At 34.4% G+C, this 18,590-nt stretch carries 18 protein-coding genes; 1 reads left to right on the top strand and 17 read right to left on the bottom strand.

What is annotated here, in order from left to right:
* Nucleotides 1–85 precede the first annotated feature (85 nt).
* The 17 genes from CWD91_RS22165 to xerA all read right to left on the bottom strand — a co-directional run bounded on the left by CWD91_RS22165 (nt 86) and on the right by xerA (nt 17,441).
* A complete protein-coding gene (locus tag CWD91_RS22165) occupies nt 86–886 on the bottom strand; it encodes a class I SAM-dependent methyltransferase (RefSeq protein ID WP_103443168.1) in 801 nt (266 codons plus the stop codon).
* A 251-nt stretch (nt 887–1,137) separates the two neighbouring features.
* On the bottom strand, nt 1,138–1,506 hold the full coding sequence (locus CWD91_RS22160) for a hypothetical protein (protein ID WP_103443167.1): 369 nt from the start codon (nt 1,504–1,506) through the stop codon (nt 1,138–1,140).
* 599 nt (nt 1,507–2,105) lie between these two features.
* Complete coding sequence (locus CWD91_RS22155; RefSeq protein WP_103443166.1) at nt 2,106–2,453, bottom strand: hypothetical protein; 348 nt, start codon at nt 2,451–2,453, stop codon at nt 2,106–2,108.
* 105 nt (nt 2,454–2,558) lie between these two features.
* A complete protein-coding gene (locus CWD91_RS22150; RefSeq protein WP_103443165.1) occupies nt 2,559–3,857 on the bottom strand; it encodes a peroxiredoxin family protein in 1,299 nt (432 codons plus the stop codon).
* A 247-nt stretch (nt 3,858–4,104) separates the two neighbouring features.
* Nucleotides 4,105–5,364, bottom strand: a complete 1,260-nt coding sequence (locus CWD91_RS22145) for an AhpC/TSA family protein (RefSeq protein WP_103443164.1) — start codon at nt 5,362–5,364, stop codon at nt 4,105–4,107.
* Between the two features lie 91 nt (nt 5,365–5,455).
* The gene (locus tag CWD91_RS22140; protein ID WP_157943872.1) at nt 5,456–6,211 is read right to left on the bottom strand and encodes a hypothetical protein; all 756 of its coding nucleotides are present in this window, start codon (nt 6,209–6,211) and stop codon (nt 5,456–5,458) included.
* Nucleotides 6,212–6,509: 298 nt separating this feature from the next.
* The gene (locus CWD91_RS22130; RefSeq protein ID WP_103443161.1) at nt 6,510–7,214 is read right to left on the bottom strand and encodes a hypothetical protein; all 705 of its coding nucleotides are present in this window, start codon (nt 7,212–7,214) and stop codon (nt 6,510–6,512) included.
* Between the two features lie 153 nt (nt 7,215–7,367).
* Nucleotides 7,368–9,803, bottom strand: coding sequence for an AAA family ATPase (locus CWD91_RS22125; RefSeq protein ID WP_103443160.1), 2,436 nt, complete (start codon nt 9,801–9,803; stop codon nt 7,368–7,370).
* A complete protein-coding gene (locus CWD91_RS22120; RefSeq protein WP_103443159.1) occupies nt 9,787–9,969 on the bottom strand; it encodes a hypothetical protein in 183 nt (60 codons plus the stop codon). The genes CWD91_RS22125 and CWD91_RS22120 overlap by 17 nt, the downstream gene beginning before the upstream one ends.
* A 6-nt stretch (nt 9,970–9,975) precedes the next feature.
* Nucleotides 9,976–10,434 carry a hypothetical protein gene (locus CWD91_RS22115; protein WP_239985903.1) on the bottom strand — a complete coding sequence of 153 codons (459 nt, stop codon included), beginning with the start codon at nt 10,432–10,434 and terminating at the stop codon, nt 9,976–9,978.
* Between the two features lie 157 nt (nt 10,435–10,591).
* Nucleotides 10,592–11,182: a hypothetical protein gene (locus tag CWD91_RS22110; RefSeq protein ID WP_103443157.1), complete on the bottom strand. Its 591-nt coding sequence runs from the start codon at nt 11,180–11,182 to the stop codon at nt 10,592–10,594.
* A gap of 51 nt (nt 11,183–11,233) precedes the next feature.
* Nucleotides 11,234–12,415 carry an integrase core domain-containing protein gene (locus tag CWD91_RS22105; RefSeq protein WP_103443156.1) on the bottom strand — a complete coding sequence of 394 codons (1,182 nt, stop codon included), beginning with the start codon at nt 12,413–12,415 and terminating at the stop codon, nt 11,234–11,236.
* Between the two features lie 301 nt (nt 12,416–12,716).
* Entirely contained in the window at nt 12,717–13,313 is a 597-nt protein-coding gene (locus CWD91_RS22100) for a hypothetical protein (protein ID WP_103443155.1), read from the bottom strand.
* Nucleotides 13,314–13,405: 92 nt separating this feature from the next.
* Nucleotides 13,406–14,230, bottom strand: a complete 825-nt coding sequence (locus CWD91_RS22095) for an alpha/beta fold hydrolase (RefSeq protein ID WP_103443154.1) — start codon at nt 14,228–14,230, stop codon at nt 13,406–13,408.
* A 188-nt stretch (nt 14,231–14,418) separates the two neighbouring features.
* Nucleotides 14,419–15,306, bottom strand: coding sequence for an alpha/beta hydrolase (locus tag CWD91_RS22090; protein ID WP_103443153.1), 888 nt, complete (start codon nt 15,304–15,306; stop codon nt 14,419–14,421).
* A gap of 171 nt (nt 15,307–15,477) precedes the next feature.
* Nucleotides 15,478–16,239 carry an RDD family protein gene (locus CWD91_RS22085; RefSeq protein WP_103443152.1) on the bottom strand — a complete coding sequence of 254 codons (762 nt, stop codon included), beginning with the start codon at nt 16,237–16,239 and terminating at the stop codon, nt 15,478–15,480.
* Between the two features lie 74 nt (nt 16,240–16,313).
* Complete coding sequence (gene xerA / locus CWD91_RS22080) at nt 16,314–17,441, bottom strand: site-specific tyrosine recombinase/integron integrase (RefSeq protein ID WP_103443151.1); 1,128 nt, start codon at nt 17,439–17,441, stop codon at nt 16,314–16,316.
* A gap of 94 nt (nt 17,442–17,535) precedes the next feature.
* On the opposite strand from xerA, the gene CWD91_RS22075 reads away from it, so the two are divergent.
* Nucleotides 17,536–17,916 (top strand): hypothetical protein, encoded by a 381-nt coding sequence (locus tag CWD91_RS22075; protein ID WP_103443150.1) that lies wholly within the window; start codon nt 17,536–17,538, stop codon nt 17,914–17,916.
* The last annotated feature ends 674 nt before the right edge of the window (nt 17,917–18,590 follow it).

Here is an 18,590-nt window from a genome sequence, read left to right as displayed (position 1 = left end):
CTCTGAATCCCAAAGATTTCACGATCTCATAAAAATACGCAAACAATAAAATTTTGGTCTAAGTCCATATTATTTGTGAGCTGTATTAGTAACTGGCAATTTCTCCTCTAGTTTCAGAAAGATTCATTGTCATGGAAATAGCCTCTGTTTCCACCCAACTATCATATTCCTTTGCCGCATATAGTCTCTGGGAATCCTCTATATAACCTTCTTCGGATATTTGTTTTAATCCAGCTACTTTACTCCAAATGCCAACTTTAGACTTGAAATCCTCTCTATCCCGAGTATAGTATTCATCGGAATTTAATGTTTCTATATTTTTAAGTCCTATCTCCTGAAATAATGACGGCAAATGATCAGCAATTTCATTATGCATACCCGCGTTCTCCCTCCATTTAAGAAATGCTTCATAGAATTCAATCATACTTTGCGGTGGATCTGGATTCCATTGAATTTTCTTATGGTTATAATCCAATATTGATATAACACCATTAGGGTTAAGCAATGATTTCATTTTTAACAAAGCTACTTTTGGATTAGATAACCATTGAAGCATTCTAGCAGATATAATTAAATCAAATTTCTGATCGGTATTAAAATCAAATATATCTGTTGAGATCAGCTCTAAATTCTTCATATGTCCATAATTAGCAATTCCATTTTCTATAAAATTAGGATCTTTATCAATGCCTATTACTCTACCACCATTTCCAATTATGGCAGCCACATCTTTGGAAATAGCTCCTGTTCCACAGCCCACATCAAGAACTCTGATATCTTTTCTCAATAAGGTTTTTAAAGTACGATAATCAACTTCTAATGATCTATTATTGTATACTTCCGACCCTTGTTTGGAATCTCTTTTTACGATTTTGTTTTGCGTCATTTCGGATATCTTGTATTTCAGTTATGCCTGTTGCCAACCTTATAGTATTAAATCATCTAAGCCTAGGGATCAGTTTTTCAGGACCCGCTTTGAATTATGCGGTGTCGGTTATGCGCTTACAATGATATGGTGATTAATCCTTTTTACACCTTAACAATTTAGGAATTTTTGCTTTACTTTCATTAAGTGGCACAAATCGAAACGGAACGGGTAGCACTGACCAACGAGGGAAATGATTAGCTGTAGGTTTATTAATCTTTTCTCCATAATACAGCAAATCCTTTTATTCCTAAAATGATAAAAATGATTCCTCCCAATGCAAAATAACCAGTTGCATCTATTAATTGTGTAAATAGTTCATTCATGTGGGTCAAGTCTAGACTTGAAAGTTCTTTTTTATTAAGCAAAGCGTCTATACTCAATACTAACACTTTAAGTCCAGTAGCAATTGAAAGTCCGGCAAGAAGACCGAGAATAATTGTCATAGTCTTTTTATTCAAGTCCCATGGTTTGGTCGGAGCTGGGCTTGAACTATTAACGGTCATAGCCCTGATAAAAGTTAATAATGCTCCAAGCGCTGCAATAATTAGTGCAAGTATTGTGAATGCTTGCTCTGTCATAGAACCTTGTTTAATTATTTTTCGTCTTTGTAGACTTGATACAAAAAATAAGCACCGATTAGGAAAACTAAAAGTCCCATCCAAAAATTAAACATATACCATAGGATTAATGAACCGACTACTAACAATAAAGAAAGTATTCCTATATTTTTCATATTATTATTTTAATAATCGTCTTTTTTCGAGAATCGCAGCAAACCCACCACCACATTCCATTTAGTACTACACCATTTATTTCCTTTAGGATGCAATGTTTTGCACCTACCTTGCTATGTGATTGATCTTTTTTGTTGTTTACCAATTTAGGAATTTTTGCTTTGAGCAGGGGGATATTTTGCTTTGTTTTTCCTTAAGTGGAACGGATTAATAGGGGAGTGCTGGCGCTAATATCCTTGGAAGTACTTAAGAGGAAGTATGCACCAGTATATTCAGTACTGTTATGGAGTTTGTATCAGCTCTTCTTTCTTAAATTATCGTTTTACTTTGCAATATGGTCCGCCTACACGATGTTGTGACCTAGTTTTTGTACCACAAATGTTATAATCGTTTTTAACCAAACCTTGGTTATTTATGATAGGCTACAAAGGTTACACTTTCTTCTATGAGATTTGACTAAAATTCAATCGATCTTTTTCCCAATTCCAGATTGACATACCAAAGTTTCCGGAATCCTCAATAACTTTCATTTTAATATTGCTTATTATTTCAATAACTATTCTTCCATTTAAATTACCTTTTCCAACGGAAATATCAGACCAATCTAAAATTATCCGATTGTCAATTATTGTTCCATTTCCAACATGACACCAATTTTCGCCTAACTCATTTTCTGTGGTCCTGTTGTTCATGCCCAACCAAAAGACCTTATTTTGAACAACATTAATCCAAAATAAATTCTCTCCAGTTGATTTCCAAACTCCATTTTTTATCAGAATTTCATTTTTCATATTGTTTTAGCTCTATACAACTTAAAATAGTTATAATTTTTAGGGAAGGCTACAATCAGAATGACGGACAAGTGCTTTTTATTGGCCCGTTCTTACTTATCAGGTTTATTTCTTTATTAAACTATCAATTATAGTTTCCAACTCCTTTCCTCTAAAATCTTTTGCAATAATTATTCCTTCAGTGTTGATCAGAAATGTTGAAGGGTATCTTAATACCCCGTATTTCTCTTTGATTTCGTTAGTGCCATCAACAATTTGGGGCCATGTTATTCCATGTTTTTTCGTCAATTGTTCTAAAGCCTGGATTGGACTATCTCCAACAATACCAACGATTTCAAGTTTTGATTTATCAGTTTTATCATATAACGCCTTGAGGTTTGGGATTTCTTGGATGCAGGGGCCACACCAAGTGCCCCAAAAGTCGAGAAGTACATATTTGCCCCTTAAGCTATCTAACGAAATAGTAGTTTGTTTTTTGAACTGATTGCCTGAAAAATCAATTGCTTTAAAACCAATTTGAGTAGAGCGTATTTCATTTTTAGGTAAGTCTATTTTCTCTAAAAGTAAAATATCTTTATTCCTCTTTACTCCTAAATTTTTGTATAGATTATTCCCGATTTCAAGATATTCATTGTTAAAAGCTACTTTATCAGGATCTATTTTTTCTCCAATGGGACTTTGGCTATTGGTTATCCCTACATTGCTAAATGGAAAGATATTTCTAGAATAGATGTTTATTAAGTGATTCCCTAATTTTGCAGTGCGGTACTGAGCAAAATTACACTTTAAGTAATATTGATCCATATTGCCATCGGAAATCACAAGAGGAACTTCAATCTGGATCTTTTTGTCATTTAATAGGCGTTCAAAGGTAACATATATTGCTTCATTATTTAACCGTGAATCCCTATCTAATTCGCTGTAATTCTGAACTAGTTCAAAAGGCACGTCATCACTGAAATCATAGTTAATATTCGTGTCTACAACGACCATTGATTTTCCTGTGGAATCATTTCCAACAGCAAAAGCAGCTCTGCATTTTATTGGGACTTTTGACAGATTCAAGGTATCTGGTTCCCAATCCCACATTTTTTGTAGCTCATCATACCATTCTTTCGAAATATTGCCTAAATGGTAGTTTTGATAAACATATTGTTCCATATCTGAATTGATGTCTCCAAATTTAACGTCAGTCCAATTTTGCGGTACTCCAGAAACTTTCAAATATGTTTTTTTCCAAGGGGAATCTATATTATCAATATAAAGATTTGCACCACTTGTAGATGCTTCGAAAGGTCCGAATCCTTTGTGATAAGTAATAGGTAGTTCTAAAATGTTGTCTTTTTTGCAACCTGTTAATAAACATAAACATAGGCTAAATAGAAATAAAGTTTTAAGTTTCATGGATTCATTCAAAATTTAGATAGAGTTCGTTTTCTTGCAGGTAACGGTTCTGCTATAGCAAGTAGGGCCGACAGGTAAACGTTTCGTTTTCGGCCGAGCCTGTAGCCAAAGCTTTTGCATTTTGTTCTTAATTTTTTGTTCCAAGAGCCAAATCAAAAGATTTGGCGGGCTTTGCAAACACGACCAGCCCAATGGGCATAGGACTTAAATCCCTATTTGCTATAGCAATTGTTGTGCAAAGTTTTTTTTAATTCAGTCGAGATTCCAGTTCCATTCTCACTTCCTCTGCTGTCGGGTCTTTTGCCAAAATCAGTCCATTTTCGTCGATTAGGAATATTCCACCGCCACCACCATCGACTCCATATTTTTGCCAAATATTATTTTGTCTGTCAAGTTCGACAAGGTTTGTCCATTCCCATTTTTCTTTTTCTAAGAATTTTTCAAGTCTATCAGTATTTTTAAATTCCCCTGCCACTCCAATAATTGTAAATCCTTTGTCTTTGTATTCGTTGTAGAGTGGAACCATTGTTCTGCTTTTGGCGATGCAAGGTCCACACCAAGTAGCCCATAGATCTAATAATGCAACTTTTCCATTAATTTTGTCAGAAAGTTTGATTTCATTTCCATTCAAATCGGGTGCTGAAAAATCACGGTAGTGTTTTCCAACTTTAATGTTTTCAATGGCATTTATTAAACTGGAAGCTAGTTCATTATACGGATGATTTGGGTTAGCTTTTGAGAGTATTTGAAAAGTGTGTTTCACAGAGTTAATATCAATAATCTCTTTATTAAAAATCAAGTTGTCTAGGAAAAAAGAATACGACACAATAGTTGGGTTATTTTCGATGTAATTTTGCTGAAACACTTGATGCTCCTCGTTTATAGGTTTTATTTTATCATCCAACTCTTTGGCTTTTGGACTTAAGTATTGACCTGATTTCTTTAAATCCTCTAATTTTTTGTAGATCACGACTTTTTCATCTTGATTTTTTGCTTCTCTTAATTCTGTGTAAAATGATTTTGCTTTATCACTATGATATTCGTCAGTTTTAAAAAGTGCAGTAAGGCTATCTTGGAGTGGCTTTATTCTACCATTAAATTTATCCTCAAAACTTTGTTTGAATTTTTTGTATTGAGCATTTAGGTCGCCTCCTTCGACAACATTCTTGTCAAATTCTTCTTCAGGATATATAGTCAAATTAATTTTTTTGTTTTCTAGAAATAGAGGCATAGGCCTATATGCTCCATTTCTCACACTTTCTGTAAATGCAAGGTTCACTACTTCTGGGTTTTGAAGTTCTGTTTCATAATGAAATTTACTATCAACTATAGGAATCTCGATTATTGAATCAAATCTAGCGTCTTGGTTAGGTTTTATAAGCATAATCGATTTGGCGTCTGTTCCAATTACTTTTCCTTTCAGTTCGAGATTATTCTTTTTTTCGGACGAACAGTTGAATAAAAATATTGTTGACAGGAACAAGATTAATTTTGCAGTAAATTTCATTTTGTAGTTCAGTTTTAAAATGTTACAACGTATTGATAAAATGCGTTTTAATGCAATTTATCTTTTGTTAGCCGTATTTGCTTTAAGATCACTATAATACAAACAATTTTCTTACAAACTCTATCCACCAGATTGTTTCCCAGATAAAATGTGCAGAAACAATCCATGTTGCAAGCAACCCTAGCCCAATTAAATAGGCACGGTGAGGCATTCCTCTTGTATAGACATCATAGATAATAGCTGGAGTGATAAGCACAAGCATGTATAAGTGCCGGGCATCTATAGGAATTAGACCAAAGTCTGGAAGAACTTTCGAAAACATAATTAAACGGCCTATTCCTGGGATCATTAATACAGCAGTTGCAAGCATCATCATTCTCTTGTGAGTTTCACTGTCCTTGCGTCTTGATACAATTGCCCAAACATAAAAAAGTGGAAAGAACAAATAGCTTACTCCATGAATGAGAAGTAACCCCGAATAATTAATTAGAAATTCTTGAGTGTTACTATTTGACAATTCCAAGCCTCCATTAATATTGGTAATATCAATTCCAAACATCGATATTGGTATAGTTGTTGCCAGAACTATAGAGGCAATACCTAGTTTCTTATGAAGAGCATATTTTTTGGAATTAATCAGCATGGACTGTATGCAAATCAACAATAGCCACAAACTCATTGAAGCGGCATGAATATGAAGGATCAACGGAGGCATGGGAAGTTGGTCTGATTCTATTTTGGATATAAGATTTATTGAGGTCGGTGTAAATGCGGTAATGCTTGTAATCAAGAAAATTAAAGCGGTAACAATATAAATACTGCCAAAGGGGCTTAAGGGATTTTTCATAATTGATCTTTTGAATATTTAGATTCATGTATTGTCATCTAACAATTCCCCGGTAGTCAATTTCATAAATACCTTAGTCTTCTTTCAAATAAAGCCTGTATGAGGTCAAATTGATCCAGATGTGACAACTTTATTCATATGTTCTTGTATTAATGTTCGTTAACGGTAAGGCTATGATTTCGTTGCGGCTTTGAAATTCGGAGAATTTCGGACCGTAGGAAATCGAGCCGGGTTAAATGTAAGAATTTTCAAATTAGCTTGGAAGCCAGCAATGAATTATAGCCATTGTTGTGTTTAGTTATTTTTTCGATTCTAATTTGTCAATCAGTTTATTAATAGTTTTAGCATCCATCCTCGAGACTAACTTTTCCGATATTTTGTCAAGTCGGTCTTCGTTAAATTCATAGAGGTCTTTGTCTATTTCGTTAGATAGTGACTTTAGAAAATTCAGTCCGCTATCTTCAACACGTTTATAAAATTCAAGTAAGTCCGTGTATTTTAATTCCGTTTTATTTTGAAATTCCTTAATATTTTTCGTTTTGTTGTCGATAATATTTCTGGCGTGTTTTATAGCATTGTTCAAATTCCTTAAATCACGCATTTCTGCATAGTCAGTTATTTCTTTTGGATTAATTTTTTTAGACTTTAGAAAGTCCTCAACAAATTCCCATTTATACAATCTACTTTCTTTTATTTCTTGATAAGATGCTTTGAGTAAGAATTTTAAATGCGTTTCAAAATGTTTGTAGGAATATAAAATTTTCATTTCTGAAATAGCAAAAAGTTCCTTTTTCAAAAAATAGATTTCCATATGTTTCATATATCCTGGTTCCTTGATATCAGACTCAATTTGAGTTTCAAGTTCTGCTAATTTTTTCTCAAGGTCTTTAATCAGCTTATTCGCTCCAAAATCGTAGTGATTATTCTCTACATTCAGAAAGAAGGTTTGAAGTCCTAATCGACTAACCTCTCTTTTTTGTCTATATTTTTTTGATTCGCTCAATTTTGGTCATAATGTTGCCAACGGTTAGTATATGAAAAGTAGGCGATTTCGAAGTACGAAACTTTCGGATAAGCACAAAGTTTTATTCGAGCCAAAAGCCTTGAATTTAGCACTATATCGCCTATTTTTTATATACATTGTTACCCACCGTTTTTATTTCTTCCAATCATATTTCGTATGGTCGCAACCACATCTTATTTTCTTTGCAACGGTATCATAATTCTTTAGCGATACCATTGGTCTTTTACAATCCGTGTGCTCGCAGATAAATATTCTTTCTAATTCCAGTATATCAGCCCAAAAAGCTTTTAAATCTCCAATTTTCGGATTGAATGGATTGTCGTGTGATGAAATGTTTCCCAATATTGATGAGCTTTCTACTCGGTCAATTATCGGAAATTTTGCTTTTAATTCAGAACTGCACTTTTTGATTTCTGATTTAATTCCCATTATCAATTCGTAAGGCATTCTATGCTCATTTGAATTATTGTACTGGAAGCTTAATTTGGCTTCAATATTAAGTGCAATATCCTTTAAAGAATGTTCAAGATATTTACGAATAGGATTTCCTAAATTTTCAATTTTACTATCTGCAAGGCTTGTTTCTATTCTTTCTCGTAAGTCGCTTGGTTCTTCTTCAAGATGTGTTCCTTTATCGTCTGTCCATTTTATCTCATTTATTAGCCAACCTTTCTTTTTTGCTAAAGGGCTTACAAAGTTTGTAAACCAATCTTCTTCGTGCGTCAATAATATTATTTGATATTTCGAAAATTTTTCGAAAATCAATTCAGCAAACCTTTTTCTATGGTTAGAATCAAAACTTGAGATTACATCATCAAGTACAATAAATTCATTCTTATTGTTAAAGGCATTTACAGAAGCCAAAAAGAATGATAAGCCGAAGCAGTTTAAATGTGATTCACTAAAGTATTTTTGAGGTGGTGAAACCCAATTACCGTTGTACTTGTATTCAATCGTAATACCATTCAATTCATCTTCATCACCGATTGTTACAATTTTGATTTCCTGAAAAGGTTCATCAGGATTCATATATTGGTAGTACTCGTTTATAGTTCCAGAGAATGAAGTGATGAAATTTTCAAGACCTTCTTTTTGAACTTTGACAAATTCATTATATATGATTTCTAAAGTCTTACGCTGTTTTTCAAGTGTCACTTTCTGCTTTTCAAATTCCTTAATTTTTAAAAACGCGTCTTTCGAGGCAGAAATATTTGAGTAAAGAACCGCAGAATTATCTTTTTCGAAAATCTCTTGTATTTGCTTTATCCTTGTTGCTATTCCATTTTGAAAGTCAAAATCATTCGTTGATAATTTAATTGTTTCAGCCTTAGGTATTTTGTTTCCAGAAGTTACTCTCTCTAAACTTGATTTTTGATATTCTGTGATTTTTTCTTTTAAATCTATAACCCCTTGCTTAATCAGTTTGCTTTCATCTGCTGTAATTAAATTTTCTGAAAGTACCGTATCAAGCCTTTTTATTCGTTCTACTGTTATTGTATTCACTAACTGTTTAGCTTTATCAAATGATGCCTTTTTCTTAGAAGATTCTTCAATTTCTTTTAACCTTTTTGCAATTTCAGTGCGAAGTTCGTCCACATTTTTTGGTTGTAAACAAAGTGGACAACTCTCAGCTTTATGATACTTTTTTGATAAAACTGCATCACCTGTTTTTAGTAATTCTCCTAAAAAGGTTTGCATAATACTTTCAACATCATTGGCGATTATTTCAAATTCATCATAATACTTCAAATATTCAGAATCAATAAATTCAATTTCCGTTTTTAGTGTATTCAAAACTGCATTTGCCTTTTCTAAAAAGGCTAATTCCTTGTTTAACTTGTTGTTTGTGGAATTTTTTAAGTGTACGAGTACTTCGTCAATATCCTTGAATTCTTTAACCTCAATTCCAGTTTTTAGCGGTTTAATTTTCTCATTAATTTTTTCAATCAGATTTTCTTCTTGGCTAATAACAGCTCCTAATTTTTCAATAAGCACCTGTTTTTGAGTATTTGTTTGAGCCTCAAAATTTTGATTCTTAATTTCTGTCTTTATGGAATTGTAGCTCTTTTTAAGGACTTCTTTTTTCTTTGTTACTTCTGAAAAACCAATAATATCAGACAAGTATTTTAGTTTGTCGCTTTTTGTATTATCAATGAAGTCTGTAAGGTATTGATAACGCAACAAAAGGTTCTCTTCTTTTGATTCTTCTATGTATTGTTTGAAAACATCAGAAGTATTAGAAAAATCAGTTGTTAACTTTTCTCGTTTATTGAATAGTGTTTTTGAGCAGTCAAGGTCAGGTTGCTTAATAAATGAAATGTTTACCTCTGAAACATCATCTATATCAAGTGCAGAATTTCTTAAAGCATCTTTTAAATCTATTTCGCTGTTGCTTGATAGATGTGATACTCGGTTTGTATAAAACCATTCAATAGAATCTGAAATGCTACTTTTTCCAGTTCCATTATCTCCATAAAGTAAAATAGATTTACCGTTTAATGGTAATTCTAAACTATCCTTAGCACCTCTAATTCCTTTGATGGAAACATTATTAATCCTTATTGCCATCTCTCAGTTTTTGAAGTTCATTTTTAACATTTGTATCTGTCAATTTATCGTTTTGATAAAGTTCAGATAGCATTTTTGCAATGTCAGTATCCACATTTTCAATTTCTTCAATACCATTGAAAAAATCATCTAATATTTCTTTTCCAGATTTTACTTTTTCAGCCATAACGGTTTATTTAAAGTATTTCCAATCTATTTTAAAACTGGAAGTAAGTGTTTTGTTTTGAATTTCAAAGCCTGATTTATTATTGCAAATGGGATAAACACCATATTGCTCCACAAAATCTAAAATGAAATAGCTTTCCAAATCTTCAATTCGGAACTGCCATATATTCTTGAGCATTTCAAAATTTATATAAGTAAACAACAAAGGTTCAACTTTTCTGTAATTGGTTAATCCTAAGTTTTTTGATTTACCATCAAAATGTCCTAATAATCTACTTCCAATGCTATTCGTTCTTCGTTCACTCATTCCGATATACAAGAGTTTCGACTTGTCAAACGGATATTGAATATCAATAGACTGTGTGAAGATGAAGTACAAACCTGCAATACCATTCAATGGTTGAATATTTGAATGTTCAAAGGACATTGGGCTGTCAAAATATATGGTTACTTCATTAGTTGTCAATACAGTTTATTTTAATGGTGGGTAACGGTTCGGCTATGATTTCGTTGTGGAATTTCCCATCGGGAACATTCCGACCGAAATCAGCCTTCGTTTAAATTTAAGCTTTTTTGTGGCACAAGGGCCACAATGAATTATAGCCATTGTTACAAGCAGGTTATTATTCCATATAATCATGGAATTGAGATACTATCTCCCATATTCCATTTCTTTTTTCTAACACTATTGTCCTGCCACCATAATCGTTAATCATTACATACGCCTTATTGAGTGATTTATTAAAAATAGGTTTAGTAATTATTACTCTATAATATGAATTAAATCCTTTATTTATTTTTTCAGTGTAATCATATAAACTGATACTGTCGTTCAAATTTTTAAAATTTTCGATATCAAGAACTCTAAAACCATAATCGGCGAGTTTGTTAAAGTCAAACTCTTTATTATCAACAAACTGCTTTTTTATAAATTCAATATCATTAACGCCTAGTGAGTCTGATATGAATTTGAAATGAGATATAGATTTTCCGGATTCTGAGCCCATTGGCATCATTCCAGGAGTCAAATCGCCAGTCGCGATTAATTGTTCTTTACTTGTGATGATTCTTAACTTATTAGTATCAGAGAGAATTTGGTTTAAAAATTCTAACTTAAATTGATTTGATATCTCAATTTCCTTTGATTGATTTTCTTCTTTGCAAGAATGTATTACAATTATTAAAAAGAATATGTAAAAAAGAGTTTTAGGCATTTTTCAACTGTTCGTTAAGGCACATAGTTTACACAAGTTAAAGATTATCCTTTACACTAAATTAGTCTCTAACCTTGTTGCTTGTTCTTTATTTCTTAAATACTTTTCATCAAAGAAACCTAAAAATGTGTTTCTATAAAATACCCTCCAAATTCCGTTGCCCATTTCCTGGATCCCCACATATTTTCCCATTAATGCTGCGGTCACGTATACCCAATAATAGGATTTCCACCTTATAGATCCATTTTGTGTCACCTTAAGAACTTTATAGTTGGCATCGTAATCAAAGTTAGGTATTTTTTCAGGGAACGGCCTAGTGGAAAAATCATGCATATCAGCAGGTGTTTTCATGTCCAGAGCTTCATGTGGTCTTATGTGGTTGTATTCCTTTACAAAGTGGTTGAGACGTCTTTGCTGCGCTTTGAGGTCATAGGCTGAAGGTTTGGCACAAGCTGCCTTCAGATCGCGGTGCATGCGTTCATGCCGTCCGTTCTGTTCGGGATGGGCCGGGTCCGAAAAAACAGGTGTAATCCCCAGTTCTATGAACCAATAGGAGAGTTGAGTAAATCTTTGGATGGTACGCACGGAACCAAAGGGGCTGCCATTGTCCGTGTGTATTTGTCGGGGAATGCCGAATGTTCTAAAGACCCTTGTAAACTCGGCTTTGGCGGATCTTAGGTTTTCATGGTAATGTCCTTTTGCAGTGAACAGGAACCGGCTTTTGGAGTCCGCAATGGTGAGCGGGTGACAGTAGATCTTATTGCCCATTAAAAACTTTCCCTTGTAGTCGGCACTCCAGACCTCGTTGCATGATTTTGGATCAAAAATGGGGTATACCGGTTCGACTCTCCGCATCCGTTTTTGCGGGCATACAAAACCGTTTTTCTTTAGGATGTTATGGACGGTGACCACTGAAGGGACTTCTTGCTTTGTAAAATCTTTAAACAACAGTTCCCTGATCTTTTTGGCTCCCCAATGCTTGTACTTTGTCTTTAAACTTAGAATGCCATCAACGATATTTTCACTGGTCGCATTGGGATGTTTTCCAGGAGCTCTGGACTGTTCCCTTAAGGCCTCAAAACCTTGCTTTTCGAACCTGCCTATCAATTTATAGGCCGTTGGCCTGGAGATATCGAAGCCTTTGCACAATTCTGTGATGGTGTATTTTCCTGTACGCCATTCACAGATAAATTCAATTTTCTGTTCCATAGTTGTTGTTTCTTTCCAAGGCATGACAATTTGATTTTGATCTCAAATTATAACCTAAAAAAGTGTAAACTATGTGACTTTAACTTTGTAAAGGATGTCCCTTTAACGTACCAACTTGCTTGTAACGGTTCGGCTATGGCAAGTAGGGCAGGCAAGGAAACTTTTCGTTTCCGTCTGCGCTCGTAGCCAAAGCCTTTTGTTTTGTAATTATTTTTATCTTTTAATTGCCAAATCCAAAAGATTTGGCGGACTTAACAAACACGCTGAAGCCAATGGTTCCAGTACTTTTCGCCCTATTTGCTGTAGGTATTGTTGGCAACTGGTTTTAAATTTTCGTCCCCCTAATCATAATTTTATTGGCCTCTTTGATGTTTTCGGGGGTTTTGGTAATCAGTTTGACCAGATTGACTTTTGTTCCCCTTTCGGTCGTATTTATCTCGTCGAGAATGATTTTTAGAATAAAACTTTCGTCTACCAAATATTCGCTGGAATCTATGTCGATTACATTTTTATCAATTTGGTAAATAATCGGGTTTGCGTTCAATTCCAAATATTTTGTCGCAATTTCGTCCAAGGTCATATAATTTGGTCTGTAATCGGGATTCATTTCCACCAGAATTTTACCATCGAACTCTTTTCCATTTTTTTTAAAATCATATTTCTCTACTTTAATGGAATCTATTTTTTTTGGATTGATGACATCCGACGTGCTTTGGTCGCCAATGAATTTCCCGTTCACAAAAATTGCAGCGGATTTCTGTTTCTTCCCATGACCGAATTTTTCCAAACTGTCGTTATATATGACCGCTATTTCTGAACTTTCCGAATAATTTGGTTTGTTTTTGTTCCCGGTTCCCCGATTGGTTTGAGCCAAAGAAATTGTGGAAACAAACAGCAAAACTATAGTTATCGCTTTTTTCATTTTTTTAGTTTGAACTTGTTGCCAATGGTCAAGTATATGAAGCGTAGCATCCGGAGGGGTGCTATGATTTCATATACAGTGTTATAGGCATTTTATTCATCCCAATTTCCAGCCATGAATTCTGTAATTGTATGAAGGAATATATCACCCAAAGCCGTCCCGTGTTGTGGTGGATAATGTCCATGATTAGGAATAATCCATAAATGAGAATCTGGAATTGACTCATACATGGTTAACGGGATTTGTACTGGAAACAATGAGTCTGAATCTCCATGTATGATTAAGGTGGGACAACTTATTGTAGATAGATAAGCAGGAGTAAAATTCATATCATCATAGGAATCTGCCCACCGAGCAAAATTATTCAATACACCTTTTATTTGTTCCTCGCCTCCCGGTTGTACGTTTTTCAAATGCTCAATCCAACCTGGATCTTTTTCGGAAACATTTTCATAGCCAAATGATCTCATTTCATCTCTAATAGCCGCTGGGAAGTAAGAAGTTGCTCCAATTAGGACTAGGGACATGAGTCGATCGGGTTGCATCGTTGCCATGTGGATTAAGGTCATTCCTCCAGTACTAAAACCAATAGCTCTGAATTCGTCTATACTCAACGCATCCAGTAATCCATACACATCTAATGCATATTGTTTGTGTGTTGCGTCATTGGCGGGATAGGTAGATTGTCCATGTCCTCTTAAATCGACAGTAATCACTTTGTAGGAGGGTGCTAGCTCCTTCATCCAGGGATTCCACGAATCCAGGGTTCCTGTATTACCATGTAATAGGACAAGGGGTTCTCCTTCTCCGTGAATCTCATAGTAAATTTTTACTCCATTTGTCTCAATGAATGCTCCTTCCTGGCCAAACACTTGTGTACATACTACCAGAAGGATTACTAAGCATGTTTGTTTCATATTTGATTGAATTTAAGATAATTATAATTGCCTATAACGGTTACGTATAAGAATAGTGCGTAGTTTGAGTGCGAGGATTTTCCGAAGGAAAATCAGATGCAAGCAAACAAGCACTAACTTTTGATTTAGGAATAAACTTACGCATTATTTTTATACAATGTTGGCTGTAGTGTTTTGTTTTAATAATGTCATTTTTTTCCATATAACTTTGTTAGAGTACCGCTTAAACTTGATGGGACTACTGAAGCATGAGATTTATTTCTATATATGTGCCAATCGATATCAATGTTTTTGTAATTACTTTTTTTAAGATATAAGCTAAACTTTATCATGTTAGAAACCATAAATGGACTTTCATTTTCACCTGTTGAAAAATATACTCGCGTGGGTTTGATATCCCAAGTATCATTTTTTGTAAATTTCAGAATAGCCTGATTCAATAATTTTTCCTCGTTCCATTGCAGTGTAGGACTGTTTATTCCAAATCGGGTAAAGTAACCATCAGAATTTAAAAAACAGTATGCCGTGAATAAGCCTCCTAAAGAATGTCCAGAAATCCCTCTTTTAGAATTTGTCTTATAGCTTTTATCGATGAATGTAACGATTTCATTTTTTAGACATTCTAAAAATTTGTCGGCTCCACCAGTTTTTATTGTTCCCTTTGGAACACTAAATTTATTTTCCATTTTTTTTGCAGTTATCGTGTCAGTCGATGGTGTGTAGTCATAGAATCTATTAATTCTAGATTCTATACCATCTACTTTATGACTGATACCTACGAAAATCACATCTTCAATTTTTTCAAAATCAATGTTAGATGGATTAAAATATCTATAAGTGCTTTTACCATCCAAAACGTATAAAACAGGATAAGTTATTGTGTCTTTAGTTGAATAATTTTTAGGGAAAGACATATGTATTAAATAGTCTTTTCCTGTTATTTTAGAACTAATAATGTGGTCAGGTTCATTTCCTACTCTCTTTTTTGGTTCTAATTTTTGGCTAAATAAAGAGTTGCTAAAAATCAACAAAGAAAAAGTTGTAAATAATAGTTTTGGTAGATTTAAAAAATTCATTTGTTTAATTCAGGGTTTGTTACTCACATTACAGCCAACGGTCTCGGCTATGAGTAGTTGCGGGGTTTAGCACTAAACTTTGCAAGTACACACCAAACTGAAAATCCGCAAGGATTTTCAGAAGTAGGCGAGAACAAGCAATTACTTATAGCCATTGTTAGCACCAGTATTTTATTTATTCAGTTCTATTAGTTTCCATTCTCCATTCGGTTCTTTTGTTAGGTAAACTCCAACATTTAAATCCTTTTCATTTCCGATAACTTTTATGCTCAATTGAGCTTCTCCATATCCATTTGAAATATTGACACTACCAGTAGGCATCATTCCATAATCTTTTATTCCGCCAATTTCTGATATGATTTCCTCATTTTGTTCAATTTCTGAAATAGCAACTTTGTATGCATCTGAATTTTTCATTGCTGAACCAGCAAATAAGAATGTAAATGCAAAAAAGGCAATTCCAATTCCAACTAATGCCAAAACTCTCGGAAGTTTTTCCGGTTTATTTGGATTCTTAACTACAATTGCTTTTATAGTTTTATCTCCAAGTCTTTTTTTCTCTTGACTTGACGCAAGAACTATAAATTCTATTGGCCAAATTATTAAAAATAGATTTCGGACAAATAATTTTCCAAAAGAAGGAACTTCACTCGGTTTATTTTCATCTCTTACCATTATTCCCATAACCCACTTTCCAGGACTAATTCCTTTTATTGAATCTTTCGCAAAGTATATTAGAAATCCAATCAACATTGTCGGCAACATTTTGCTTGTCAGATTACTGAAATTATTTTCGTCCATAAAATCTGTCCCAAGTGACAAGAATACAATTCCTACTATCAGAAAGGAAAATGTAAAATGGTCAATTAAAAATGCTGCTATTCGTCTTTTTCTACTTGATAACAGATAATCTTTTTCTAAATTTTCGTTCATTTGGTTGATTGTTCGTTTATATTGGTGCTAACGTAGGAATATGATCATTGATCATATATCTATTATATGTAAGGCTAAGTTAACAAATCTTTGATATTCATAAAGGATCTATTCGCTACATGTGTATAAATTTCCGTTGTCTTTGTAGAATTATGGCCCAATAATAGTTGGATATGCCTAATATCGGTGCCACTTTCCAGCAAATGTGTGGCAAAGCTGTGCCTTAGCATATGTGGGGAGACCTTCCTTTTGATTCCGGCCCTCTTTGCTGCCGAGCCAATAATGTTCAACACGCTGGTGGAACTGTACTTACCACCATTTGCGCCCTCGAAGAGAAATTCTTTTGGACGGTATTCCTGATAGTAGGTCTTTAGGTCCTTTAACAATCCGTTGCTCAGCACCGTAAACCGGTCCTTGTTTCCTTTGGCTTGTCTTACACTTACCATCATGCGCTTGCTGTCTATATCCGTAACCTTAAGGTTCAATAGTTCGTTTCGTCGAAGTCCCGAGGAATATAGAAGTGCTACGATGCACTTGTGTTTAATATTGTTGGTATTTTCGATAACTGCCATGACCTCTTGCTTGGACAGTACCTTGGGCAGTCTTGTTTCTTTTCTTGGGCGTTCAATGGTGTAGAAGCGGTTGGGCATTCCGTGGACCATTTCATAAAAGAATTTTATGCTGTTGATCGCTTGGTTTATGTAGGAGGACGATTTGCCTTCCTGTACCAATTTTTGAAGATACGACCGGATCTCATTTTCATTGATGTCCATTGGATTAAGTTGGCCATAATAATTAATGAACGCCTCGAAGCAGTTGACATAGGCCTTTACCGTGTTGTTGGAATATCGTTTCAGTTCCAATTTGAGGAGATATTCTTCAGGGCACGGCCTAAACCCGTCCTCCAGCTTTCTTTTCCGGAACCATTCAACATCGATATCGGCATTGTCGTTATTTAGAACGCGCCCCGCGAAGAAGAAATTGCCATTGATCCATGCTTCACCCCTGAACATCTTGAATATTAAGGATATGTTATTCTTGTTGTTGGGTATATAGTGCATACCGAACGTTTCGCTCCATCCCAAATTTGGAAGCTTTTCCACCAATGCCTGGATTACCCGATCCGTTGAGAATTGAAGGCCGATACATTTCTTGCCATCAATCAATAGGTGCTTCATTGTGATGCTCTTTCCCTTGTGCATGAAATTATTTTTAAGCTCAAGGTCATGAAACTAAACTATATAATCGTATCTTAATCGAATAGTATACGTATAACAATACTATTGATAGAAGCAAATGAGAATTCAAAAGAAATGTTCGCACTGTGGGAGGGAACTGACGGGAAGGACTGATAAGAAATTTTGTGATCAGTATTGCAAGAGTGCGCATCAATATGCTAGGTCGAAGGAAGGTCCCGTGCGGTTTTATGACAAGGTGGACAATCAGCTAAAGTTGAACAGGAAAATATTAAAAATATATAATAGGGCAGGAAAGGCAGTGGTAAGGAGCAAAATATTGCTGGACCTTGGTTTTGACCCTAAATTTTTCACCCATTATTGGAAAAACGGTAAGGGAGAGGTATATCTTTTTGTTTACGAGTACGGATTTTTGGGTAAAAGGGAGAACGGTAAGGAAAAATATATACTCGTAACCTGGCAGGATTACATGGAAAATTAAGAAATCAGTTCTGATATCGTCGGTATGAAACTATTCAAAATTATACCAGTTCCATTTGGTTTCAATACCTTAATGTCTTCCAATACATAGATTGATTGACCTTCAATTCTATAAGAAAAGATAAAGGACATTGTTTTTTCTGTCTAACAATGTCAATAACGTTATTTAACCCCAAGCCCCTGCGGAAGTTGAACCTTCCACCTCGATACCGCCTTAGTGGACAATTATCGTCCATTAGCTTTCGGTCATCTTTCCAAATATTGTTTTTCAACACCCTCGGAGCCGCGCAAAGAACAAGGGGAGAAAAACCCCTTGATCTTTCTTATCCCTACCCACATAAAAAATGATTTTCCATTATTCCTTAATTTTTTCAATACCATATTGGACCAGTTAAATCTTTAGTCTGTACCCATATAATCCTATTTGATTCCATATGATTTATTGGGTTAAATAATTGATTATTAGGTTGTTACATTTAAAATTGATTTACTATATTTATCCTTGGAAAGGATAGCAAGTTGTATTCTAAGTAACTTAGAATTGTCTACTTCTTGCGAAGTGTTTGCCTAAAAGGACAAAAAAAATGGATCAACGGAAAAGAGGCCGAAAACGACTGGGAAACAAGAAACGGTACCATAACGTAATGCTCCGGTTCAACGATACCGAATATGAGA

The sequence above is a fragment of the Arenibacter hampyeongensis genome, assembly GCF_002909255.1.
Classification (GTDB): Bacteria; Bacteroidota; Bacteroidia; order Flavobacteriales; family Flavobacteriaceae; genus Arenibacter; species Arenibacter hampyeongensis.
The sequence above is the reverse complement of the archived record's forward strand: the minus strand, read 5'-3'. Positions and strand labels throughout refer to the sequence as shown.